The sequence below is a fragment of the Saccharopolyspora sp. NPDC045839 genome (genome assembly GCF_056431645.1).
Genome location: NZ_JBWKKH010000044.1, coordinates 36997 through 59314, shown reverse-complemented (window position 1 = coordinate 59314; position 22318 = coordinate 36997). Strand labels below are relative to the sequence as shown.

Below are 22318 nucleotides of genomic sequence, written 5' to 3'. Positions count from 1 at the left end.
ACTCGCGACTGACCAGAAGGGCGGTACCGATGAGCAACGACCTGCGAGCGGCGATCGATGCGGTCCGCGACAACTGGGATCGCCGGGCCCCGGCGTACGACCGCTTCTACCAGGACTACGCGCAGGACAAACGCGATGCGTGGCGCGCGACCTGCGAGAAGGCCCTGGTCGAGCTGCTCGGCCGGCGCGACGGGCCGCTCGAAGTGCTCGACGTCGGTACCGGCACCGGGTTCCTCTCCACCCTGCTGGCCGAACTCGGGCACCACGTCACCGCGATCGACGCCTCCGGCACGATGCTCGGCTACGCCCGCGCCGAAGCGCGGCGCCGGGGTGTCGCGGTGCGGGCCGTCGCCTGCGGTGCCCACGACGTCGCGGCGCTGGACGCCGAGTTCGACCTCGTGACCTCGCGTTACGTCCTGTGGACGCTGCCCGATCCGGTCGCCGCGCTGCGGGCTTGGCGCGGGGTCGTCAAACCCGGCGGCGGCCTGCTGCTCGCCGACGGGGTCTGGCACACCTGGCGCCACGACCTCCGCCGGCTCATCGCGTCGCTGCGGCCCGGCGGCGACCACCGCTTCCCCTGGCTGCTCCTGCGCGACTACGCGCAGATCGGCCACGCGACGCCGCACTGGGCGGGCCTGACGGCGGACCGAGCGCGGGCCCTGCTCGCCGCGGCCGGATTCCAGTGCGGCACGCGCCACGAGCGGCTCCTCCCCGGATATGCGCGACCGGTCAGCGCGGACTTCTTCCTCCTCGGCGCCCGGCCGGCGCAGCTGCCCTGACGCCGCGCGCTCGCGATCAGCGGTGGTACTCGTGCGCGACCGCGTGCCCCTTGCCTCGGGCGATCAGCACCCGGTTGACCGGCACCGTCAGCACGAAGGCGATCGCCAGGGCGACCACCAGGGAGCCCCAGAACAGCGGGCTGGTGAGCCCGGCGTCCATCGCGCCGGGGATGACCACCATGATCAGGTTGTCCACGATCTCCATCACGGTGATCGACAGGGTGTCGGCGGCGAGCGCGACGCCGAGCGCGGCACCGAAGGCCAGCCCTGAGCGGAGCACCGGCAGGATCGTCAGGCCGTAGCCGAACACGAACGCCAGCACCACGGCCAGCACGATCGTCGCCACGTTCGACAGGCCCAGCGCGGTGCCGATGACCATGCCGAGCACCTCGCCGATCGCGCAGCCGGTCAGGCAGTGCAGGGTGGCCGAGATCGCGGACCGGGTCAGCGCCCGTCCCGTCAGCGGCCGATGATCCGCGTGTCCGTGGTGGTCATGGGTTTCCGGGTGGCCGGCCATGATTCGCATTCCCCTCGACGACGGTGTTCGGCGAGCGGTTCCCTGTATACCCAACGGGGGTATGGATTGCCAACCCGAGCGGTGCGACGCACTGGCCGCCGCCCAGGTGTCGTGGGTCAGGACGTTGCCGCCGTGGGGCAGTTGCGGCGAAGATGTAGCCGTCCAGCGTGGGGAGCAGGGTTTCGGCGGGGGTTGCTGCGGCGAGGAGGAATCCGGCGAAGGCGCTGCCCGTGCTGAAGCCGATGCTGCGGACGATCTGGTTGATGGAGAGCACGCTGGCGGTCTCGGCGGGGCACGTCGACGAGCACGAGGGCGAGCGAAGGCTGTCGATCGGCGCGAGGAAACGCCGTGGTGACCTCCTGCGCCTAGGCGCCGTGGCGGCTCACGCGCGGAACCCGGCCGGCGAGCGCGGCTTCGGCGACGGCGACGTCGCTGAAGGGGAAGCGGATTCCCCCGACCGTCTGGTAGCGCTCGTGGCCCCGGCCGGCGATGAGCACCACATCACCGGGCTCGGCCCGCTCGACGGCCGCGGTGATCGCCCGCCTGCGGTCCTCCTGCACCAGCACCTCCGCGCCGCCGCGACCGATCGTGCCGGTGAGCATCTGGGCGATGATCTCCCCGGGCCGCTCGTCGTAGGGGTCGTCGGCGGTGAAGATCGCGGTGTCGGCGGCCAGCGCGATGCGCCCCATGTCCGGGCGGCTGAACCGGTCCCGGTTGCCCGCGCCGCCCACCACCAGGTGGACGCGACCGGCCGGGTTCGCCCGGCGCGCGGTGGCGATCAGCTGGGCCAGCGCGGACGGCGTGTGGGCGAAGTCGACCACCACCTGGAACGGCTGGCCGGCGTCCACCCGCTGGTACCGGCCGGGCGGCGGCGCCGCGCCCAGGCCGGCCGCCGCGTCCCGCCGGGACACCCCCATCAGGCGGGCCGCCGCGTAGGCGGCGGCCAGGTTCGCGGGCTGTCCCCCGCAGGCGGGCGTGGTCAGCTCGACCTCGTCGCGCCCGTCCCGCACGAGGACCCGCATCCCGCCGGGCGTCGAGGTCGCCGCGTCGACCCGCACGTCCGCCAGGCGGGCGCGGCCCACGGTCACCGTCGGCACCCGCGCCTGAGCCGCCAGCCGCCGCCCCCACGCGTCGTCGATGTTGATCACTGCTCGGCGGCAGGCGCCCGGGGTGAACAGGGCCGCCTTCGACGCGTAGTACTGCTCCGTGGTGCCGTGGTAGTCGAGGTGCTCCGGGCTGAGGTTCGTGAACACCGCGACCTCGGCCGTGACCGGGTCGATGCGGTGCTGGTCGACGGCGTGCGAGGACACCTCCATCGCCGCCGCCTGGACGCCCGCCGCGCGCATCCGGCACAGGGTCCGCTGGAGCTCGGCGGCGTCCGGGGTGGTCAGGGCCGCGGGGTTGCGCGCCCCGGGGATCCGGGCCTCCACCGTGGACACCAGGCCCGTGCGGTACCCGGCGGCGGCGAGCGCCGCCTCGATCAGGTGCACCGTGGTGGTCTTGCCGTTCGTGCCGGTCACGGCGGCGACCGCCAGCGCGTCCGCCGGATGCCCGTGCACCGCGGCGGCCACCGGCCCCACCGCCGGCCGCACGGCGGGAACCCGCACCTGCGGCACCGGCGCGTCGACGAACCGCCGCACCAGCAGCGCGCCGGCTCCCGCCGCCACCGCCTCGTCCGCGAAGTCGTGCCCGTCCACGTGCGCTCCGGGCACCGCGCAGAACAGCGCGCCCCGTCTCACCCACCTGCTGTCCGCTGTGACGTCCAGGACGTCGGCGGCCCCGCGCAGCTCGGCCTCGGGAAGGTCCTGAGTGGCCTTCACGAGGCTGATTCCCCCGTGCTGACAACCGCATTCCATTCCGCGTCACCGTGAACTTCCCGAATCGACGCAAGCCGTCCGCGCATCCGGTCTGCAGTGTCGACCCGACGCCGCCCGCCCGCGAATCGCCGTGACCACGGGAGAAGCGGAAGTGACGCGTGGTGCGACCCACCCGCGTTGACTACAGTACCCCCCTAGGGTATAAATGGACGCGTCGGCGACGAGCCGGCGGAGACCCAGCGGAAGGGACGGCGACGTGATCGAGACCAACTACACCGTGACCGGCATGACCTGCGACCACTGCGTGCGGTCGGTGACCGAGGAGATCACCAAGATCGGCTCGGTCTCGGACGTCCGCGTGGACCTGCCGACCGGCGCCGTGACCGTGCGCAGCGGCGAACCGGTGAGCGACGCGGACGTGCGCGAAGCGGTCGAGGAAGCCGGATACGAACTGGCCGCCGGCTGAGGCGCCGAACGGATCCGCCGCCGCGCGGATCCAGCACGAAAGGGTCGTGATGAACACAGCAGCGAAGCTCGCCGCCTACGGTGCGGTGGTCGCGCTCGGCTTCGGCGGGGCGTGGATCACCGGAACCGCTGTCGGCCCGCTCACGCCCGGCACCGCGCAAGCGCACGCCGGACACCCCGGCGATGGGAACGCCGGGGAAGCGGGCAACCACAGCGGCACCGTCGCGGAAGCCACGCAGGACCAGACTCCAGCCGGACTGACGTCGACCAGGGGCGGCTACACCCTCGCGCCCACCACGACGTTGCTCGCGCCGGAGACCACCGACGAGTTCTCCTTCCGCATCACCGGCGCCGACGGACGACCGGTCACCCGGTTCGACGTCGAGCACGACAAGCGGATGCACCTGATCGTCGTCCGCCGGGACACCGCCGGATACCAGCACCTCCACCCCGAGATGTCCCCGGACGGGACCTGGCACGTGCCGATGCGCCTGCCCGGCGCCGGGACCTACCGGGTGTTCGCCGACTTCACACCGACCGGCGGCGAGGGCCGGACGCTGGGCGTCGACGTGTCCGCGCCGGGCGCCTTCTCCCCCATCACCACCGCCCCGTCCCGGCTCGCCGAGGTCGACGGCTACCAGGTCCGCCTCGACGGCGAACTGGTCGCCGGCCGGTCCTCGCCGGTCACCCTGACGGTGAGCGAGGACGGGATCCCGGTCACCGACCTGCAGCCCTACCTTGCGGCCTACGGCCACCTCGTCGCGCTGCGCACCGGCGACCTCGCCTACCTGCACGTGCATCCGACCGGCTCGCCCGGCGACGGACGCACCCCGGCCGGGCCGGGCATCGCCTTCCAGGCCGAGGTGCCCTCCGGTGGCACCTACCGGCTGTTCTTGGACTTCCAGCACGGCGGTACCGTCCGCACCGCGGAATTCACAGTCAACGCGCAGGAACCGGCGGACGGGCAGCACAACCCCGCCCCCACCGGGGACGGCCACGGCGGTCACGGGTGAACGGGAGAACTCCGATGAGCACTGAGACAAGTCCCACCGCGGAGATCGAACTGGCCATCGGCGGCATGACGTGCGCCTCCTGCGCCGCCCGGATCGAGCGGCGGCTCGGCAAGCTCGACGGCGTCACCGCGACGGTCAACTACGCCACCGAGAAGGCCAAGATCAGCTACCCCGAGGGACTCGACCCGAATCAACTGGTCGAGCAGGTCGAGGCCGCCGGCTACTCCGCCGAACTGCCGCTGCCACCCCACCAGTCCGAAGTGGACGAGACCGAGCCCGCGGACCCGACGAAGTCCCTGCGGGACCGGCTGATCGCCTCGGCCGTGCTGTCGGTTCCGGTGATCGTGCTGGCGATGGTGCCTGCCCTGCAGTTCACCTACTGGCAGTGGATCTCGCTCACCCTCGCCGCACCCGTCGTGGTGTGGGGCGCGTGGCCGTTCCACAAGGCCGCGTGGACGAACCTGCGCCACGGCGCGGCCACCATGGACACGCTGATCTCCATGGGCACGCTGGCCGCCTTCCTGTGGTCGCTCTACGCCCTGCTGCTCGGCACGGCCGGTGTCCCCGGCATGACCCACCCGTTCGAGCTGACCATCCAGCGCATGAGCGGCGACGGCAACATCTACCTCGAGGTCGCCGCCGGGGTCACGACGTTCATCCTCGCCGGGCGCTACTTCGAGGCCCGCTCCAAGCGCCGGGCCGGTGCCGCGCTGCGGGCGCTGCTGGAACTCGGCGCCAAGGACGTCGCGGTGCTGCGCGGCGACCGCGAGGTCCGCATCCCGACCGATCAGCTCGCCGTCGGCGACCGGTTCGTCGTCCGGCCCGGCGAGAAGATCGCCACCGACGGCGTCGTCGAGGAGGGCAGCTCGGCGGTCGACGCGAGCATGCTCACCGGCGAGTCCGTGCCCGTGGAGGTCGGGGCCGGCGACACCGTCGTGGGCGCCACCGTCAACGCCGGCGGCCGGCTGGTCGTCCGCGCCACCCGCGTCGGCTCCGACACCCAGCTGGCCCAGATGGCCAAGCTCGTCGAGGACGCGCAGAACGGCAAGGCCGCGGTGCAGCGGCTGGCGGACCGGATCTCCGCGGTGTTCGTGCCCATCGTCATCGGGCTGGCCGTGGTGACGCTCGGGTTCTGGCTCGGCACCGGTGCCGGTGCCGCGGCGGCCTTCACCGCCGCCGTCGCGGTGCTGATCATCGCCTGCCCGTGCGCCCTGGGCCTGGCCACCCCGACCGCGCTGCTGGTCGGCACCGGGCGCGGCGCGCAGATGGGCATCCTCATCAAGGGCCCGGAAGTGCTGGAATCGACCCGGCGCATCGACACCATCGTGCTCGACAAGACCGGCACCGTCACCAGTGGACAGATGTCGCTCGTCGCGGTGCACGCCGCCGACGGGATCGACGAGGACGTGGTGCTGCGGCTGGCCGGTGCGGCGGAGAACGCGTCGGAGCACCCGATCGCCAAGGCGATCGTCCGGGGCGCGACCGAGCGCGTGGGCGAGCTGCCCGCCGTCGAGGAGTTCAGCAACGTCGAGGGTCTGGGCGTGCAGGCGGTCATCGACGGTCACGCCGTGCTCGTCGGGCGGCCGGCGCTGCTGGAGCAGTGGAGCCAGTCGCTGACCGCGGAGCTGGCGGCGGCGCAGGCCGACGCCGAACGGCAGGGCCGCACCGCCGTCGCCGTGGCGTGGGACCGTGCCGCCCGGGCGGTGCTGGAGGTCGCCGACACCGTCAAGCCGACGTCCGCCGAGGCCATTGCCGGACTGCGCAAGCTCGGGCTGAAGCCGGTGCTGCTCACCGGCGACAACGAGACCGTGGCGCGCACCGTCGCGGCCGAGGTGGGCATCGACGAGGTGATCGCCGAGGTCCTGCCGCAGGACAAGGTCGACGTGGTCAAGCGGCTGCAGGCCGAGGGCCGCGTGGTGGCCATGGCCGGTGACGGCGTCAACGACGCCGCCGCGCTCGCCCAGGCCGACCTCGGGTTGGCCATGGGCACCGGCACCGACGTCGCCATCGAGGCCAGCGACCTGACCCTGGTGCGCGGCGACCTACGCGCCGCGGTGGACGCCATCCGGCTCTCCCGCCGCACGCTCGGCACGATCAAGGGCAACCTGTTCTGGGCCTTCGCCTACAACGTCGCGGCCCTGCCGCTGGCCGCGACCGGGCTGCTCAACCCGATGATCGCCGGGGCGGCGATGGCGTTCAGCTCGGTGTTCGTGGTCGGCAACAGCCTCCGGCTGCGCCGCTTCCGCAGCACCATCACCGAGGAACCGCTGCCCGGCGCGACCGAGCGCGAAGCGGTTCCGGCGGCCGCCCTCCGCGGCTGACCGCAAGCGGGCACACCGATGAGCGGTTCCGGTCCGGCCGGGACCGCTCATCCGCTTTCCGGGTGACGCAGGGCCACCACTTCCGAGCAGCGTTCCGGCGAGCCGGGGGTCGTGGACGCCGTTTTCGCGCGAAACCGGCGTCCCCCACGCCTGCCGGGCGACGGTTTCGCGCGAAAACGCCACCCCGCGCAGCCAGCACGCGGGTTCGCCACTTCGGGTGACGGAGCCCCACCAACGACCTCTTCAGCACTCCGAAACATCCATGGCCCCTGCTCTGCGGGAGCACCCCGGGCCTCGCCGCGGAAGGACGATCGATGCGCACCCTCATCCGTCTACAACGGACTTTCCAGCGCGGACAGGTGCACGGGAACCTGGCCGCCGCCGTGCACCTCTGCTGCCACCGGCTCGTGCCCGCCGCCAGGGCCGGGCTCCGGCGGCGCGGAGCGTTCGGCGAAGTGGCCGTCGAAGTCACCGCCACCGCGCTGGCGGCCTGCCGGCGCACGCCGCGGAAGTGACGAGATAGCGGCCGTGAGTCTTTTGGGTCGCCAGAGCAGCCCAAAAGACTCACGGGCGTCAGCCGGTGATGGCGTGCTCGGTGTACTGCCCACAGGAGCGGAACCCGAGGCGGCGGTAGACGGGCTCGCCGTCCGCCGACGCCTGCAGGACCGCGATGCGGTGGCCTGCAGCGCGGGCCGCGTGGAGCGTCGCCAGCGTCATGGCCCCGCCGTAGCCGCGCCGCCGGTGGTCGGCCAGGGTGCAGATGTTGTAGATCCCGGCGACTCCCGCGTGGCAGAACACCTCGGCCGAGCAGACCGGCCGGCCCGCCACGTAGCCGACCAGGTAGCGAGCCGGGCAATCGGCGGCCAGCGCCTGCGGGGCCGCCAGGACGAAGAAGCGACGCACCGTGTCGGCGGGCGGATCCCAGTTCGCGGCGAGCACCGTCGCGTAGTCGGCGAGCTGCTCGGGCGTGGTGACCGGGCGGATCTCCAGCCGCTCCGCACGCGGCTGCGGCAGGGAATCGCCGAGTTCCGCCCACATCGCCGTCTCGCGCTCGGCAGCCGGCAGACCGGCATCCGCCAGGAGGGCGCTCAGGTCCGCCGGCTCGGCGGCCGGGCCCACCCACCAGGAGAACGGACGGCCGGTGGCGGCCAGCGCCCGGATCGTCTCGGCGATCCGGGCCGGCGCGGCTTCCGGGGCGAAACGGGCCGCCGCGACGATGTTGAAGGTGTCGTCGTCGAGCCCGCTGTCGGCGACGACGAGGTCGCCGGTGTCCACCACGGTCGCGCCGCTCAAACGCCGGTGCAGGTGGCACGCGTGCTCGGCCAGGTTCTGGTCCATCCGAGCCGGCAGGTCGCCCTCAGGAACCGGATTCGTCGTCGGTCGCACGAGGCTCGATCCCACCACGCGCACGGCCCGCGGCGCACGCCGATTTCGAGCGCCGCACCGGCCGCGGGCCTCCCCGGTGAGGCCCGCGGCCGGTCGATTTCCCTTGCGGGGTCAGTGAATCGCGATCAGCCCGAGCCCGAGGCCGGCGGTGATGACGACGGCGCAGACCACGAGCGCCCACTTGATCGCGAAGCGGTGGTGGTCGCCCAGGTCCACCTTCGCCAGTCCGATGAGGACGTACATCGCGGGCACCAGCGGGCTGAGCATGTGGATCGGCTGGCCGAGCAGGGAGGCGCGGGCGATCTCCATCGCGCCGATGCCGTGCTGGGCGCCCGCCTCCGCCAGGATCGGCATGACGCCGAAGTAGAAGGCATCGTTGCTCATGAAGAACGTGAACGGCACGCTCAGCACCGCGACGATGATGCTGAAGAACGGGAACAGCGCGTCCGGCATCGCGGTCAGCAGGTAGTGCGCCATCTGCTCGATCATCCCGGTGCCCGAGAGCACGCCGGTGAACACCGCCGCCGCGAACACCATCGCGACCACCGCGACCACGCTGTCCGCGTGCGAGGCGATGCGGGCGCGCTGCTGCTCCAGCCGCGGGTAGTTGACGATCAGCGCGAGCCCGCAGCCGATCATGAACAGCACCGCGATCGGCAGGACGCCGATGATGAGCGCGGTGAGCAGCGCGATCGTCAGCGCGGCGTTGAACCAGAACAGCTTCGGGCGCAGCGACTCGCGGTCGGGGGCGAGGACGTCGAAGTCCGCCGAGCCCCCGTGGTAGGTGTCGGGCCCGCCCGCCCCGACGAGCACGGGCGCGGCGGTGCGCAGCCGGGCGCGCTCGCGCAGGCCGATGGCGTAGGCGATGACGAACACGGTGGCCAGCCCGGCGACCAGCGCGGGGATCATCGGGACGAACAGCTCCTGCGGGTCCAGCTTCAGCGCGCTGGCCGCCCGCGCCGCCGGGCCGCCCCAGGGCACGACGTTGAGGATCGCGTTGGTCATGCAGGCCAGGCCGGTCATCAGCACCGGGCTGACGCCCAGCTTGCGGTAGATCGGCAGCAGCGCCGAGACCGTGATCATGAACGTGGTCGTGCCGTCGCCGTCCAGCGACACCACCGCCACCAGGGCGACCGTGCCCATGATCAGCCGCAGCGGGTCGTTGCGGGTCAGCCGGACCACCGAGCGGGCGATCGGGTCGAACAGCCCGGCGTCGATCATGATGCCGAAGTAGAGGATCGCGAACAGCAGCATGGCGGCCGTCGGGGCGACCGACTTGATGCCGTCGGTGATCATGTCGCCGAGTTCCGGCGCGAAGCCGCCGAGCACCGCGAACGCCGCCGGGACCACGATCAGCGACACCATCGGGGAGAGCCGTTTGCTCATCACCAGGTAGAGGAAAACGGTAACCATGCACAAGCCGAGCAGCGCGATCAACGCTCCTCCTCCCCGCGGACCGACGGTGGTCCTCGTTACAACGGCGTTTCGTTGTGCGGAACCGTAGGTGACCCCGTTCACCTTGGGGAGGGTTGTCGACGTTGTCCGCCTATCCCGCGTTCGCCGCGTTTTGCGCGTTTTGCTCGCCGGGTACAGTCGAGGGATGTCACGCCGCCCGATGCGGTTCGCGCGGCAGGCCCTGGCCCTTCAGATCTGCTTGATCGCCCTGGTCACCGCGATCGGTTTCGTCCTCGTCGCCTCCCTGCTCGACCGCAACCTCGTCGACCAGTACGGCCAGCGCGCCCTCGCCGTCGCCCACTCGGTGGCCGCCGACAGCGACCTGGGCGGCGCGGTCGCGCGCCGCGACCTGCCGCAGGTGCGCGATCAGGCCGAGCGGGCCCGCGCCGCCACCGGCGCGCTGTTCGTCGTCGTCACCGACCGCAACGGCATCCGGCTGGCGCACCCGGACGCCGCCAAGATCGGCGAGCCGGTCAGCACCGACCCGAGCTGGGTGCTCACCGGCCACGAGGTCATCGACGTGCAGCGGGGCACGCTGGGCCTCTCCGCGCGGGGCAAGGTTCCGCTGCGCACCCCGGACGGCGCGATCGTCGGGCAGGTGAGCGTCGGCTTCGACGCCGAGGACATCAGCGACGCGTTCCTGCGCCTGATCGGGAACACCGCGGCGTTCACCGGCGGGGCGCTGCTGGTCGGCGTGGCCGGGGCGGCGTGGCTCACCCGCATGCTCAAGCGGCGCACCCTGGGGCTGGAGCCGCAGGAGCTGGCGGAGTTGGTGCGCCAGCGCGAAGCGGTGCTCTTCGGGATCCGCGAAGGCGTGCTCGCCGTCGACGCCGACGGCCGTGTCTCGGTGCGCAACCGCGAGGCCGAGCGGCTGCTGGACACGCCCATCGAGGTCGGCACCCCGGCCGCGGAGCTGGCCATCCCGCAGCGGCTCCGGGACGTCCTCGCCGAACGCCGGCCCGCCGACGACCTGATCACCGTGACCGGCGACCGGATGCTGGTGGTCAACCACCGCCCCGTGGTCCGCGCCGGCACCGAACTCGGCAGCGTGCTGACCCTCCGCGACCAGACCGATCTCGCGGCGCTCAGCCGGGAACTGGAATCGGTGCGCAGCATGACCGACACGCTGCGCGCCCAGCGGCACGAGTTCACCAACCGGCTGCACACCCTCTCCGGGCTGCTCCAGACCGGGCGGCACCAAGAAGCGGTCGAATACGTGCAGGCGCTTTCCTCCGGGTCGGTCGCCCGGCTCGGTCCCGCGACCGAAGCGGTGCGCGATCCCTACCTGGTGGCGTTCCTGTCTGCCAAGAAGGCGGGCGCGGCGGAACGCGGCGTCGAGCTGGAGCTCGGCGAGACTAGCTGGGTGCCGTCGGCGGTGATCGCCCCGGTCGAGGTCATGACCGTCGTCGGGAACCTGGTCGACAACGCGATCGACGCGGCGCGGCTGGGATCGGCCCGCCCGGCCCGCGTCGAAGTGGACCTGCTCGCCGACGGCACGACGCTGCACCTGTCCGTTGTGGACACCGGCGACGGCGTGCCGGAACCGTTGCGGGAGAAGATCTTCACCGAAGGCGTGTCGACGAAGGGCGACGACGGCAACGGGCTGGGTCTCGCACTGTGCCGGCAGGCGGCGCGCAGCCTCGGCGGCGACGTGCGGCTGGCCGATGCCGGCGAGGCGCATGGGACGGTGTTCGTGGCGGTGCTGCCGAAGGTTCTCGAAACCACTCAGGAGGTGACGGTGTGATCGGGGTTGTCGTGGTGGAGGACGATTTCCGGGTCGCGCAGGTGCACGCGGAGTTCACCGAGCGGGTGTCCGGATTCCGCGTCCTGGGCACCGCGCACACCGCGGCGCAGGCGCGGGAGCTGATCGACGCGCACAGCCCGGACCTCGTGCTGCTGGACAACTACCTGCCCGACTGCGCCGGGGTCTCGCTGCTCGCCGAGCTCGACGTCGACACGATCATGCTCACCGCGGCGACCGATCCCGCCACCGTCCGCGCCGCGTTCGCGGCGGGCGCGCTGAACTACCTCATCAAGCCGTTCACCGCGGAACAGCTCGCCGACCGGCTCACGGCCTACGCCCGCTACCACTCGCGGCTGCCGGTGACCGGCGGCGCGGTCGACCAGGAGGAGATCGACCGGGCGGTGCGGCTGCTGCACGAGGGAGACCGGCCCGCGGCGCCGAAGGGCCAGTCCACCCTGACGTCGCAGCTCGTGATCGACGCGCTGCGCAACGGCGGCGGCGCCCGCTCCGCGGCGGAGATCGCCGAAGAACTGGGCATCGCCCGCGCCACCGCGCAGCGCTACCTGGCGGCGCTGGCCCAGGACGGCAGGGCCGTCATGACGTTGCGGTACGGCGCCAGCGGCCGGCCCGAGCACCAGTACGAGCCGATCGCCGCGACCCGCTAGCTCACACGTCCCATGTGGACAATCATCTGCCGCCTGGTCGCCGGTGCCGCACTGACGGCACTGCTGTTCGGCCGCACCGCGAAGAAGGGCACGACCGCCTGACGCGACGAGGCCATGACCCTTCCAGGTTAGACTTCCCGCAATTTCCATTGAAATCGAAGGTCTGATTTCCATTGAAATTGCGGACCTCCGCACGGGGACCGCTTCGGGGCGGCCGCGTGGGGTTACTGGTCGCGCGGGTGTCCCGTGGCCAGTAGGGCCAGCGGTTCGCTGCCTTCCGGGCAGTGCTGTCGAACGAGGGCGTGGTCGATCCGTCCGGTGGCGGCAACATCACCGGACGAACGTGCCGACCGAAGGGATCTCGGCGCTCAGCTTCCGAAGTCCTGGGTCCAGTAGTCGCCGTTGGTGTCGAGGCCGACGCCGATGGTCTTGTTGGAGCAGTTCAGGATGTTCGCCTTGTGCCCGTCGGACTTCATCCAGCCGGACATGACCTCGGCGGCGTCCTGGTAGCCCTGGGCGATGTTCTCCGCGCCCGGCGACGGGTGGCCTGCCTTCGAGATGCGCTGCGAGAAGGTCACACCGTCGGGGGTGGTGTGATCGAGGTAGGTGCGCTTGGCCATGTCGGCGCTGTGCTCCTGGGCCGCCTTGGTGAGCCGGAAGTCCACCTTGACGGCGCCGCAGCCGGCACCGGCCCGTTCCTTGTTGACCAGGGCGACGACCTGGTCCTCCACCGAGGTGGCCGCACCCGCCATGGGAGCGAAGGCGGCGGCGGCACCGGTGCCGATCATCAGGGCAGTCAGGGTGATTACGGAGCGTCGCAGATTCGGGGGTTTCATGTCGTCGCAAGCTACCCCATTTGGATGAGATCAAACCGTTATATGTGGATACGCTCACTCTCTGTGACAGCATGGAGTAATCGGCCGAGCACCGAGCGACTCGCCCCAGGCCGGAACCGGCACACCTGACTTTTGTCACTCCTGGCCGGTGACGCCCGCTCACTACCCGGAACACCGCGGTGAGCCGAACATGATCGGCCATGGAGAACGTGTTGGAGGTCCGCGCGGTGCGCCACCGGTACGGCGGCATGCGCGCCCTGGACGGGGTGGACCTGGACGTCGGTGCCGGGGAGTGCGTGGCGCTGCTCGGGCCGAACGGTGCCGGGAAGACGACGCTGGTGAACCTGGTGACCGGCCTGCTCCACCCGCAGGACGGCGGCCGGATCCGGGTCGGCGGCGGTGATCCGCGGATCGCCGCGACCCGGCGGCGCCTGGGCGTCGTGCAGCAGTCGCTCGGGTTCCCGAACACGCTGAAGGTCGGCGAGCTGGTCACCGGCGCCGCCGTGCGTGGCGGTTTCCCCCGCGCCGCGGCGGGCCCGGTGCTGGCCGAGCTGGACCTGACCGGGCTGGCCGGTCGCCGGGCGGCCAAGCTCTCCGGTGGGCAGCGGCAGCGGCTGCAGCTGGCCATGGCGCTGGTGACCGAACCGGCGCTGCTCGTGCTCGACGAGCCGACCACCGGCCTCGACGTGCCGGCGCGGAGGCGGTTCTGGCAGGTGCTGGCCGAGCGCCGCGCGCGCGGCACCGGCGTGCTGGTCACCACGCACCTGATCGAGGAGTCCGGCGCCGTCGCCGACCGCGTGGTGGTGCTGGACCGCGGCCGCATCGTGGCCGCCGGGCGGCCCGAGGAGCTGATGTCCCGGCTGCCCGACCGCACGGTCACCGCGAGGACCGCGCTCGACCAAGCACGGCTGCGCGAACTGCCCGACGTCGTGTCGATCAGCCGCGACGGCGACCACGTCCGCCTGGGCACCCGCAGCCCGGAGGCGCTGCTGCGCGTGCTCCTCGCCGAAGACCCGCAGCTGAGCGATCTCCGCGTCGAGGGAGCCGGCCTGGAGGAAGCCGTGGTCGGCCTGACCGGACGGAGCGCCGCATGAACGCCAGGATCTTCGGCGTCGAGGTGGCGGACGAGCTGCGGGCCATCTTCCGGGAGCCCACCGCGCTGTTCTTCTCCATCGTGATGCCGGTCGGGTTCTTCGCCCTGTTCGTCTCGCTGTACGGGAGGATCCCGGCCGGCCCGGTCCCGGCGGGGACCGGCATGCTGGCGACATTCGGGACCTTCGCCGTGCTGTCGGTGTCGTTGACCAACCCCGGGATCACCGTCGCGGGAGACCGCGAGCGCGGCTGGCTGCGGGCGAAGCGGGTGTCCGCCGTGCCGATCGGTGTGACGCTGGCCGCGAAGCTGGTCGCGGTGCTGCCCTACTCGGCCGGGGTTCTGCTGGCCATGACCGCCACCGCCGCGCTCACCGGCTCGCTGAACGTCTCGGTCGTCGAGCTGTTGCGCGTCTTCGCCGTGCTGATCCTCGGCGCGCTGCCGTTCGCACTGCTGGGCCTCGCGGTGGGTTTCCAGGCCGGATCGAACGCCACCGCCGCGATCCTCAACGCGTTCCTGTTCCCGTCGGCGGTGCTCTCCGGCCTGTGGATGCCGCTGGAGATCCTGCCCGCGTTCTTCGGTCACATCGCGCAATTCCTGCCGACGTACCACCTGTCCCAGCTGGCGCTCGCGCAGCTCTCCGGCGAGGCGGCCGCAGTGCATGCGCTCGTCGTGCTCGGCGCGACCGCGGTGACCGCGGCGCTCGCCGCGATGTCGTACCGTCATGCCCGATCATGAGAAGCTGCGCACGCCTCGCCCGCTGGATCCACCTCGTCTACCTGGCGAACCTGCTCTGGGGCCCGGCGTTCGACCCGAGATCGACCTGGGTGGACTGGGCGCTGGCGTTCGCCGTGATGGCCGCGGTCGTGCCGATGTACCTGCTGGCGTGGCACCGCCCGGCCCGCGCGCGCTGGTGGTGCACCGTGCCGACCGCTGTGCTCGGCGCGGCCATGACGCCGGTCAACTCCGGCGCCGCGGTGCTGTTCGTCTACGCCGCGGCGTTCGCGGGCGTCTCCGAATCGCGGCGGACCGCGCTGCGCTGGTTCGTCGGCCTGTCGGTGCTGGTCAGCCTGTTCTCCGTGGTCTCCATCGTGCCGATGCCCTGGCGGCTCTACGGCCTCATCCCGTCGCTGGTGCTCCTGTGGGCCATCGGGACGATGCAGATCAACTGGGTCGAGCGGGACCGCGCCGCGGCGGAACTGCGCAGCCAGAACGCGCGCATCGAGCACCTGGCCACCCTGGCGGAGCGCGAGCGCATCGCGCGCGATCTGCACGACCTCCTCGGCCATTCGCTGACGGCGATCGTGGTGCGGGCGGCGCTCACCAACGAGCTCATCGGCCGCGATCCCGAACGGGCACGACGCGAAGCCGCCGAGATCGAGAGCACCGCCCGGGCGGCGCTCACCGAGATCCGCGACGCCGTCACGGGCTGGCGGCAGGCCAGCCTCGACTCCGAGCTGGAGGCGGCGCACCACGCGCTGTCGAGCCTCGGCGTCGACGTCGTCGTGCGGCGCGATGAGAAACTGGCGATCGTGGGTTCCACCGAGCACGAAATGGCGTTGGCGCTGCGCGAGGCGGTGACCAACGTCGTCCGGCACGCCGCCGCGACGACCTGCCACATCGGGCTGAAGGCCCAGGACGGCGAGCTCCAGCTGGTGATCGCCGACGACGGCGTCGGCGGCGACGCGCCGGAGGGCAACGGCCTGTCCGGCATGCGCGAGCGGATCGCCGCGCTGGGCGGCCGGGTGCAGCGCACCGGTTCGTCGGGGACCACGCTCACCGTCGCGGTTCCGTTGCGGGTGGCGACCTAGATGGGCGAGGAGATCCGGGTCGTGCTCGCGGAAGACCAGGGCATGGTCCTCGACGCGTTCGCCGCGCTGCTGGACCTGCAGCCGGACGTCAGCGTGGTGGCGACGGCGGGCAACGGCGACGAAGCGCTCGCGGCCGTCGAGCGGCACCGGCCCGACATCCTGCTCACCGACATCGAAATGCCGGGGCGAACGGGACTCGAGGTGGCCGCGGAGCTCCACCGGGCCGGCGATCCGGTGCGGGTCCTCATCGTCACGACCTTCGCCCGCAGCGGCTACCTGCGGCGCGCGATGGACAGCGGCGTCGCGGGATACGTGCTCAAGGACGCGCCGATCGCGGAACTGGTGGCGGCGCTGCGCCGCGTGCACGCCGGAGAACGCGTCGTGGCACCGGAATTGGCGATCGCGGCGTGGGATCACGCGGATCCGCTCACCGACCGGGAACGGGAACTCCTGCGCGAAGCCACCACCGGCGCGAGCAACGCCGAGCTGGCGCGCCGCCTGAGCCTCGCCGAGGGCACGGTCCGCAACTACCTGTCGACGGCGATGGCCAAGCTCGGCGCCCGCAACCGCATCGAGGCGGCCAACACCGCCCGCGAGCGCGGCTGGCTCTAGAGCGCGTATCGAGTCGTGATCAACGAGTCGCCCCGTGATGCCTTTGATCCAAATCCTTGAGGGCAGATCCCGAAGAATGGTCGACCCTCAGCTCGGGTAGGCCGCTCCGGCGATCGCCGGAGTGATCGCTTGCGAACGCCTTACGAGGAACTCAGAGCGTCCAGCGACGCCACGGGAACGATGCCATCCGCCCGACGAGCCAATGCCTCATCGATCGTGACCAGCGCATCGGCCTGAAGCCACGTCACGGCAAGGTATTCGGCGTCCCCGATAGTGTCCCACCCCTGCTCCCGGGCGATCCGCCAGGCTGTGCGACGGGAGACCCGGTCGCCCAGCAGCCGCATCTTTACCTCAGTTAGGCGCTCATGCATTCGCAATGCCTCGACCTCGTCGAGCTCACCGCATCTGACCTGCTCGAACAGCAGCGACAGTGCCTGCGACCGCACCGGGTTTGGTGCGACAAGCTGGTGATCGGGACTGATCTGCACACCGGTCGACACGATGTGCAGCAAGGTCCCGGCATCGACCACGTAGCGCGTCACGGCTCGCAGAATACGGCAGGGCATGCCCCGCCCTCCTGAACCTCGCACTCCAACCACAAAGTGATCTCATACACAACCCATCTGACACGCCCCGCGGTCCTGCCCGTGACCCGCCAGTTCGATGACGGCTCGTATCTGTCGGAGATCGTCGCCTCCCGCGACCACTATCGACGCGCTGATCCGGTCACGGTCCTGGTCGTGGAGTACACCCTCGGCACCGATCCGGCCGTCTACCGGCTGGTGACCACCATCCTGGACCCCGCTGCGGCCCCGGCCACCGAGCTGGCTGCGCTGTATGCCCAACGGTGGGAGATCGAAACCCACCAAGGCGGAAACAACTTCGTCGTGCGCTCCCGACATCCCTCCGGCGTGGAGCAAGAGATCTACGGATTCCTGCTCACCCACCACGCCCTGCGGTCGCTGATGCACGACACCGCCACGGTCGCCGAGACCGATCCCGACCGGCTCTCCTTCACCCGCACCCTGCGCGTCATCCGCCGTCAGGTCACCGACCAGGCGGCTTTTTCCCCCGACACGCCTGAAACGATCACTACAGACAACCGTGACGAGATCCTGCGCCACCTCCTGCCGCCACGACGCCGACGATCGAACCCTCGAGTGATCAAACGAAAAATGTCCACCTGGCCACTCGAACGAGCACACCACCAGGCGCCGCCACAACCACCCCGCAAACTGATCACTATCGTCCCCGCCACCAGGCCTCACCCGACCCAACGAAAACCACCTAAGTAAGCGGTATTGGCTCTAGAGCCTGTTCCCGACCTCGTCCTACATGCCGGTGCATGTCGCGGCGCTATGCAGCGGCGCGCCGTTTTCGCGCGAAACCGGCGTTTCCCAGGCGTGCTGAATGACGGTTTCGCGCGAAAACGCCAACCCCACCCGTACGCGCCGTCGCCGCCTCCCGAGCGGTCTCGACAGCCCGGTCATCGATCGATTTCACAGCTGGATCGCAGCGAATAGAAGTGTTGGACGCGATGGTTCACCGGCGGGAACACTTGATGCGGATTCGGTGGATTTCGGTTCCTGGGAGGGAAAATGGACACGTCGTCCTCCGACGTGGCCCGGCTGCTGCGGATCTTCGCCGTGCGCGCCCTGGTTCTCGCGTTCATCGCCGGCATCACGGGCGGGACGACGCTGGCGATGGTCCTCGCGCTCGTCGGGCTGGGACTCCTCCTCGCCCCGGTGGAAACCGCGCGCCGGCATGGCGTCAGCCGGTGAGGTGTTCCAGCAGGGCCCGTGCCGCCGGGTTCGTCGGTTCCGGCAGCCGCCCGGCCAGGTAGATCGTCCTGGTGAAGTCGGTGCCTTCGATACGGGCGAAGGGCAGCCCCGCCCGCTCGGCGACGGCCTGCGGGACGATCGTGACGCCCAGCCTCGTCGCCACGAGCTCCATCAGCAGCGGAACGTTGGTGGCCTCGCACACCGGGTTGTGCCGGAGCCCGGCATCGGCGAACCGGCGGCGAACCATCGCCTGCATCACGCTCCCGCTGAAGTCCACGAACGGCTCGTCGTCGATCTCCGCCAGCCGGACCCGGCGCCGGTGTTCGAGCCGATGTCCCGGATAGGTGACCAGGACGATGCGCTGCGTCCACTGCGCGAAGCTGGTCAGCTCGCCCGGCAGCGGCCCATCGGCGGCCAGGTAGGCCAGGTCGAGCTCGCCGTCGGCGACGGCCGCCGAAAGTTCGGGCACGGCACCGTCGCGGACGTGGATCCGGATCCCGGGATAGCGCGACTGGAACACCCCGAGTTCGCGCGGCAGGTCGACGACCGTCAGCATCTGGATCATGCCGATGGAAACCCGGCCCCGGGAAAGGCCGACGACCGCGGACACCTCACCGCGCGCCGCGACCACGTCGGAGACGAGCCGGTGGGCGACCGGGAGCAGGGCACGGCCCGCCTCGGTCAGCGCCACGCGGCGGGTGGTCCGTTCGAAAAGCGGTGCGCCCAGCTCGGTTTCGAGCTTGCGGATCGAAGCGCTCAGCGCCGACTGGACGATGTGGATCTCCCGCGCGGCGGCGGTGAAGCTGCCGCTGCGCACCACGGCGAGGAAGTGCTCGACCTGCCGGAATTCCATCCATCGATCATATCGCTGAATCCACACCGAACCAGCACCAGAGCAGGTCGACCTCACCCAGGCCCGCGGGGAAGGTGGTCATGCGGGGTCTTCCGCCCGCTGCCAGCATGAGGCGGGGCGCGGGTGTCTCGATGCGGCCGACGCGCCTTGCGACGTCGAGGGGGCGAGTCGGGATGAGGATCGTCGTCGACCTGAACCGCTGCCAGGCATTCGCGCAGTGCGTGTTCCTGGCGCCGGGAGTTTTCTCGCTGCACGGTGAAGAGGCCCTGCTCTACCAGCCGCGCGTCGACGAGGCGCACCGCGACGACGTGTTGCGCGCCGCCGCGGCCTGTCCGGTCCAGGCCATCCTGGTCGACCGCCGGAGAGCTGGCGGCGATGTCCGCTGACAGCCAGCTGGCGGCGCTGCGCGAGGACGGCCGCATCGTGATCGTCGGCGCTTCGCTCGCCGGTCTGCGGGCGGCGGAGCAGCTGCGCGAGGAAGGCTTCGCGGGCTCGCTCACCTTGATCGGGGACGAGCCCCACGAGCCCTACGACCGGCCGCCGCTTTCCAAGCAGGTGCTGCTCGGCCGGTCGCCGCCGGAGGACACCGGTCTCCCCCGCCGGCGCGCGATCAACGCGCAGTGGCGGCTCGGGGTCGCCGCCACCGGGCTCGACCGGGACGGCCGCCGGGTCCTGCTGGCCGACGGCGGGGAGGTCGGGTTCGACCGCCTGCTGATCGCCACCGGCGGGCGCTCCCGCCCGTGGCCGCACGAGACCGAGGCCGCGCTCGACGGCGTGTGCGTGGTGCGCACCAGGGAGGACACCGCCGGGCTCGCGCGGCGGCTGGCCAGGCGGCCGCACCGGGTGCTGGTCATCGGCGCCGGCTTCACCGGCTCGGAGGTCGCCTCGGCGTGCCGGGAGCGGGGCCTGCAGGTCACCGTCGCCGAGCGCGGCGAGGCTCCGCTGGTGGGCGCGCTCGGCGGCGTGGTCGGCGACGTCGCCGCGCAGTTGCAGCGCGAGCACGGTGTCGACCTCCGCTGCGGGGTCATGGTGACCGCGTTGGAAGGCGATGCCGGTGGCCGCCTCAAGCGCGCGCACCTGTCCGACGGCACCGTGGTGGATGCGGAAGTGGCCGTGGTCGCGCTGGGCGCGGTGCGCAACACCGACTGGCTGGCGGGTTCGGGCCTGGCCGCCGGTCCCCGCGGCATCGCCTGCGACGCCGGCTGCCGGGCCTTCGACGTCCACGGCATCGTCACCGACGACGTGTTCGCCGCGGGCGACGTGGCGCGCACCCCGCATCCGCTGTTCGGCTACCAGTTCCTCGCGCTGGAGCACTGGGGCAACGCCGTGGCGCAGGCCGAGATCGCCGCGCACAACATGATCAGCACCGGTTCGCAGCGGCGCCCGCACCTCTGGATGCCGTCGTTCTGGTCGGCCCAGTTCGGGGTGAACATCAAGTCCGTCGGCGTGCCGTCGATGGCGGACGAGCTGATCGTGCGGCAGGGCGCGCTGGAGGCGCACTGCTTCGCCGCCGCCTACGGCTACCAGGGGCGCGTCATCGCCGCGGTCGGCTTCGACCACGGGAAGTGGATGGGCTTCTACAAGCGGCTGATCGAGCAGGCCGCGCCGTTCCCGCCGGACTTCCCCGGCGTCGACCAGCGCTCGGCCGCGCTGCGACCGGTGCCGGCCAGGTTCCCGGATCCGGCGCTGCCCACCCACAGCCCCACCGTCACCCTGACCGGTCACTCGCCCAGTGAACGGCGGGTCGTCTTCACACCGGCCCGCGCCTGACTCCGAGGAGCGCGTCCATGCACACGACCAGCCTGGTGCGGCGGATCACCGACCAAGCGGTCCGCGCCGACCCGTACCCGGTCTACGCCGAGCTCCGCGGCACGCCGGTGGTGCGCGACGACAGCGGCATCCACCTCGTCACCACCTACTGGGAGATCCGGAACCTGCTGCAGGACCCCCGGATCAGCTCCGACGCCCGCAACCTCGCCCCCGGCGCCGATCCGCTGGTCGGCACGACGCCGGACGACGAGGGGATGCTTCCGCCCAGCTTCATCCGGCTCGACCCGCCCGAGCACGACCGGCTGCGCCGCCTGGCGATGCGCCCGTTCGGTCCCCCGCACAGCCCGCGACGCATCCACGACATGCGCGGCGACCTCGCCGGGACCGTGACCGGGCTGATCGACGGGCTCGACGGCCGGGACCGCTTCGACGTGGTCGACGACTTCGCCTACCCCTTCCCCGTCGCGGTGATCTGCCAGCTCCTGGGCGTGCCGCGGGAGGACGAGCCGCACTTCCGGCGGCTGGTCGACGTGGTGGTCGCGGGGCTCAGCCCGGCCGAGGACCAGGAGGCGCAGCGGCACGCGGTGCGCCAGGGCCGCCTCGAGCTCGGGCAGTACCTGGCGGCGCTGATCGAGGAGCACCGCCGCCACCCGGGCGACGACATGCTGTCCGCGTGGATCACCGACGAGGGGCCGGAGGGGCGGATGTCCCTGCTGGAGGTGATCACCAACGCGGTGCTGCTGCTGATCGCCGGCCACGAGACCACCGTCAACCTGATCGCCAACGGGATGCTCACGATGCTGCGGGAACCGGCCGTGCTGGACCTGCTGCGGACCGAGCCGATGGCGGCGGCCCACGCCGTGGAGGAGCTGCTGCGCTACGAGCCCCCGGTGCAGATACTGCCCCAGCGCACCACGTTGACCGACGTCGAGGTCGCGGGCAGCGTCATCCCCAAGGGGGCGCCGGTGTGGCTGCTGCTGGCCTCGGGCAACCGTGATCCGGCGCGCTTCCCCGATCCGGACCGCTTCGACCCGAAGCGCGGGGACAACCAGCACCTCGGCTTCGGCTTCGGCGTGCACGCCTGCTTCGGCGCGCCGCTCGCCCGGCTGGAAACCCAGATCGCGCTGACCGAACTCGCCCGCAGGCTGCGCGACCCGCAGCTGGTCGAAGACCCGCCGCCGTACCGGCCGAGCCCGATCCTGCGCGGTCCCCGCCACCTGCCGGTGACGATCGACGGCCTGGCCGCCTGACGGCCCGGTGCCGGGCTTTCCCGTTCCCGGCGACAGCCGGACGTCGTTTTCGCGCGAAACCGCCACCCGTGTCAGGCACCGGCTCGCCTTCGGGAGGAGCTGGTGCGGAGCCTTTTTGGAGCGCCGCTTTGAGGCCGTGAGTGCTTTGGGTTG

Annotated in this window: 23 protein-coding genes and 1 pseudogene; 16 read left to right on the top strand and 8 right to left on the bottom strand. The window is 71.7% G+C overall.

The window, feature by feature from the left end:
- Nucleotides 1-29 precede the first annotated feature (29 nt).
- Nucleotides 30-779, top strand: a complete 750-nt coding sequence (locus AC07EQ_RS38525; RefSeq protein WP_478392747.1) for a class I SAM-dependent methyltransferase — start codon at nt 30-32, stop codon at nt 777-779.
- Between the two features lie 16 nt (nt 780-795).
- Here the strand turns inward: AC07EQ_RS38525 and AC07EQ_RS38520 are convergent, their stop codons facing one another.
- From AC07EQ_RS38520 to AC07EQ_RS38510, 3 genes are all read right to left on the bottom strand, one after another.
- Nucleotides 796-1296 carry a DUF4396 domain-containing protein gene (locus AC07EQ_RS38520; protein WP_478392746.1) on the bottom strand — a complete coding sequence of 167 codons (501 nt, stop codon included), beginning with the start codon at nt 1294-1296 and terminating at the stop codon, nt 796-798.
- Complete coding sequence (locus tag AC07EQ_RS38515; protein ID WP_478392745.1) at nt 1271-1570, bottom strand: hypothetical protein; 300 nt, start codon at nt 1568-1570, stop codon at nt 1271-1273. Before AC07EQ_RS38515 ends, AC07EQ_RS38520 begins: the two co-directional genes overlap by 26 nt.
- Nucleotides 1571-1661: 91 nt before the next feature.
- The gene (locus tag AC07EQ_RS38510) at nt 1662-3116 is read right to left on the bottom strand and encodes a UDP-N-acetylmuramoyl-L-alanyl-D-glutamate--2,6-diaminopimelate ligase (protein WP_478392744.1); all 1455 of its coding nucleotides are present in this window, start codon (nt 3114-3116) and stop codon (nt 1662-1664) included.
- A 253-nt stretch (nt 3117-3369) separates the two neighbouring features.
- Between AC07EQ_RS38510 and AC07EQ_RS38505 the strand changes: the two genes are divergently transcribed.
- The 4 genes from AC07EQ_RS38505 to AC07EQ_RS38490 all read left to right on the top strand — a co-directional run bounded on the left by AC07EQ_RS38505 (nt 3370) and on the right by AC07EQ_RS38490 (nt 7427).
- A complete protein-coding gene (locus AC07EQ_RS38505; RefSeq protein ID WP_132485135.1) occupies nt 3370-3579 on the top strand; it encodes a heavy-metal-associated domain-containing protein in 210 nt (69 codons plus the stop codon).
- 49 nt (nt 3580-3628) lie between these two features.
- Complete coding sequence (locus AC07EQ_RS38500; protein ID WP_478392759.1) at nt 3629-4591, top strand: hypothetical protein; 963 nt, start codon at nt 3629-3631, stop codon at nt 4589-4591.
- 14 nt (nt 4592-4605) lie between these two features.
- On the top strand, nt 4606-6912 hold the full coding sequence (locus AC07EQ_RS38495) for a heavy metal translocating P-type ATPase (RefSeq protein WP_478392743.1): 2307 nt from the start codon (nt 4606-4608) through the stop codon (nt 6910-6912).
- A 314-nt stretch (nt 6913-7226) separates the two neighbouring features.
- Entirely contained in the window at nt 7227-7427 is a 201-nt protein-coding gene (locus AC07EQ_RS38490; protein WP_478392742.1) for a hypothetical protein, read from the top strand.
- 58 nt (nt 7428-7485) lie between these two features.
- Here the strand turns inward: AC07EQ_RS38490 and AC07EQ_RS38485 are convergent, their stop codons facing one another.
- Entirely contained in the window at nt 7486-8298 is an 813-nt protein-coding gene (locus tag AC07EQ_RS38485; protein ID WP_478392741.1) for a GNAT family N-acetyltransferase, read from the bottom strand.
- A 111-nt stretch (nt 8299-8409) separates the two neighbouring features.
- Nucleotides 8410-9735, bottom strand: a complete 1326-nt coding sequence (locus AC07EQ_RS38480; RefSeq protein WP_478392740.1) for a CitMHS family transporter — start codon at nt 9733-9735, stop codon at nt 8410-8412.
- Nucleotides 9736-9898: 163 nt separating this feature from the next.
- Between AC07EQ_RS38480 and AC07EQ_RS38475 the strand changes: the two genes are divergently transcribed.
- Together AC07EQ_RS38475 and AC07EQ_RS38470 are read left to right on the top strand one after the other, a co-directional pair.
- Nucleotides 9899-11497: a sensor histidine kinase gene (locus AC07EQ_RS38475; RefSeq protein ID WP_478392739.1), complete on the top strand. Its 1599-nt coding sequence runs from the start codon at nt 9899-9901 to the stop codon at nt 11495-11497.
- Nucleotides 11494-12162 (top strand): response regulator, encoded by a 669-nt coding sequence (locus tag AC07EQ_RS38470; protein ID WP_132485147.1) that lies wholly within the window; start codon nt 11494-11496, stop codon nt 12160-12162. Before AC07EQ_RS38475 ends, AC07EQ_RS38470 begins: the two co-directional genes overlap by 4 nt.
- Before the next feature lie 368 nt (nt 12163-12530).
- Here AC07EQ_RS38470 and AC07EQ_RS38465 read toward each other — a convergent pair whose 3' ends face one another.
- Nucleotides 12531-12950: a CAP domain-containing protein gene (locus AC07EQ_RS38465; protein ID WP_478392738.1), complete on the bottom strand. Its 420-nt coding sequence runs from the start codon at nt 12948-12950 to the stop codon at nt 12531-12533.
- A gap of 248 nt (nt 12951-13198) precedes the next feature.
- Here AC07EQ_RS38465 and AC07EQ_RS38460 point away from each other — a divergent pair, with 248 nt between their 5' ends.
- Genes AC07EQ_RS38460 through AC07EQ_RS38445 form a run of 4 tightly spaced genes read left to right on the top strand, consistent with a single transcriptional unit; the run spans nt 13199 to nt 16511 of the window.
- Nucleotides 13199-14092, top strand: a complete 894-nt coding sequence (locus tag AC07EQ_RS38460; RefSeq protein WP_478392737.1) for an ABC transporter ATP-binding protein — start codon at nt 13199-13201, stop codon at nt 14090-14092.
- Nucleotides 14089-14826 (top strand): ABC transporter permease, encoded by a 738-nt coding sequence (locus AC07EQ_RS38455; protein ID WP_478392736.1) that lies wholly within the window; start codon nt 14089-14091, stop codon nt 14824-14826. Before AC07EQ_RS38460 ends, AC07EQ_RS38455 begins: the two co-directional genes overlap by 4 nt.
- A complete protein-coding gene (locus tag AC07EQ_RS38450) occupies nt 14823-15899 on the top strand; it encodes a sensor histidine kinase (protein WP_478392735.1) in 1077 nt (358 codons plus the stop codon). The genes AC07EQ_RS38455 and AC07EQ_RS38450 overlap by 4 nt, the downstream gene beginning before the upstream one ends.
- Complete coding sequence (locus AC07EQ_RS38445; RefSeq protein WP_478392734.1) at nt 15900-16511, top strand: response regulator; 612 nt, start codon at nt 15900-15902, stop codon at nt 16509-16511. It begins immediately after the preceding gene.
- Nucleotides 16512-16651: 140 nt separating this feature from the next.
- Here AC07EQ_RS38445 and AC07EQ_RS38440 read toward each other — a convergent pair whose 3' ends face one another.
- Nucleotides 16652-17053 carry a hypothetical protein gene (locus AC07EQ_RS38440; RefSeq protein WP_478392733.1) on the bottom strand — a complete coding sequence of 134 codons (402 nt, stop codon included), beginning with the start codon at nt 17051-17053 and terminating at the stop codon, nt 16652-16654.
- Between the two features lie 99 nt (nt 17054-17152).
- Between AC07EQ_RS38440 and AC07EQ_RS38435 the strand changes: the two are divergent.
- A pseudogene (locus AC07EQ_RS38435) lies at nt 17153-17584 on the top strand (IS4 family transposase); the annotation flags it as partial.
- A 525-nt stretch (nt 17585-18109) separates the two neighbouring features.
- Nucleotides 18110-18292, top strand: coding sequence for a hypothetical protein (locus AC07EQ_RS38430; RefSeq protein ID WP_132485159.1), 183 nt, complete (start codon nt 18110-18112; stop codon nt 18290-18292).
- On the opposite strand, the gene AC07EQ_RS38425 is transcribed toward AC07EQ_RS38430, so the two are convergent.
- Nucleotides 18282-19145, bottom strand: coding sequence for a LysR family transcriptional regulator (locus AC07EQ_RS38425; RefSeq protein WP_478392732.1), 864 nt, complete (start codon nt 19143-19145; stop codon nt 18282-18284). The genes AC07EQ_RS38430 and AC07EQ_RS38425 overlap by 11 nt on opposite strands.
- A 173-nt stretch (nt 19146-19318) precedes the next feature.
- Here AC07EQ_RS38425 and AC07EQ_RS38420 point away from each other — a divergent pair, with 173 nt between their 5' ends.
- Genes AC07EQ_RS38420 through AC07EQ_RS38410 form a run of 3 tightly spaced genes read left to right on the top strand, consistent with a single transcriptional unit; the run spans nt 19319 to nt 22165 of the window.
- Nucleotides 19319-19531: a ferredoxin gene (locus tag AC07EQ_RS38420; protein ID WP_397529278.1), complete on the top strand. Its 213-nt coding sequence runs from the start codon at nt 19319-19321 to the stop codon at nt 19529-19531.
- Nucleotides 19521-20915, top strand: coding sequence for an NAD(P)/FAD-dependent oxidoreductase (locus AC07EQ_RS38415; protein WP_478392731.1), 1395 nt, complete (start codon nt 19521-19523; stop codon nt 20913-20915). Before AC07EQ_RS38420 ends, AC07EQ_RS38415 begins: the two co-directional genes overlap by 11 nt.
- Nucleotides 20916-20932: 17 nt before the next feature.
- On the top strand, nt 20933-22165 hold the full coding sequence (locus AC07EQ_RS38410; RefSeq protein ID WP_478392730.1) for a cytochrome P450: 1233 nt from the start codon (nt 20933-20935) through the stop codon (nt 22163-22165).
- Nucleotides 22166-22318 lie beyond the last annotated feature (153 nt).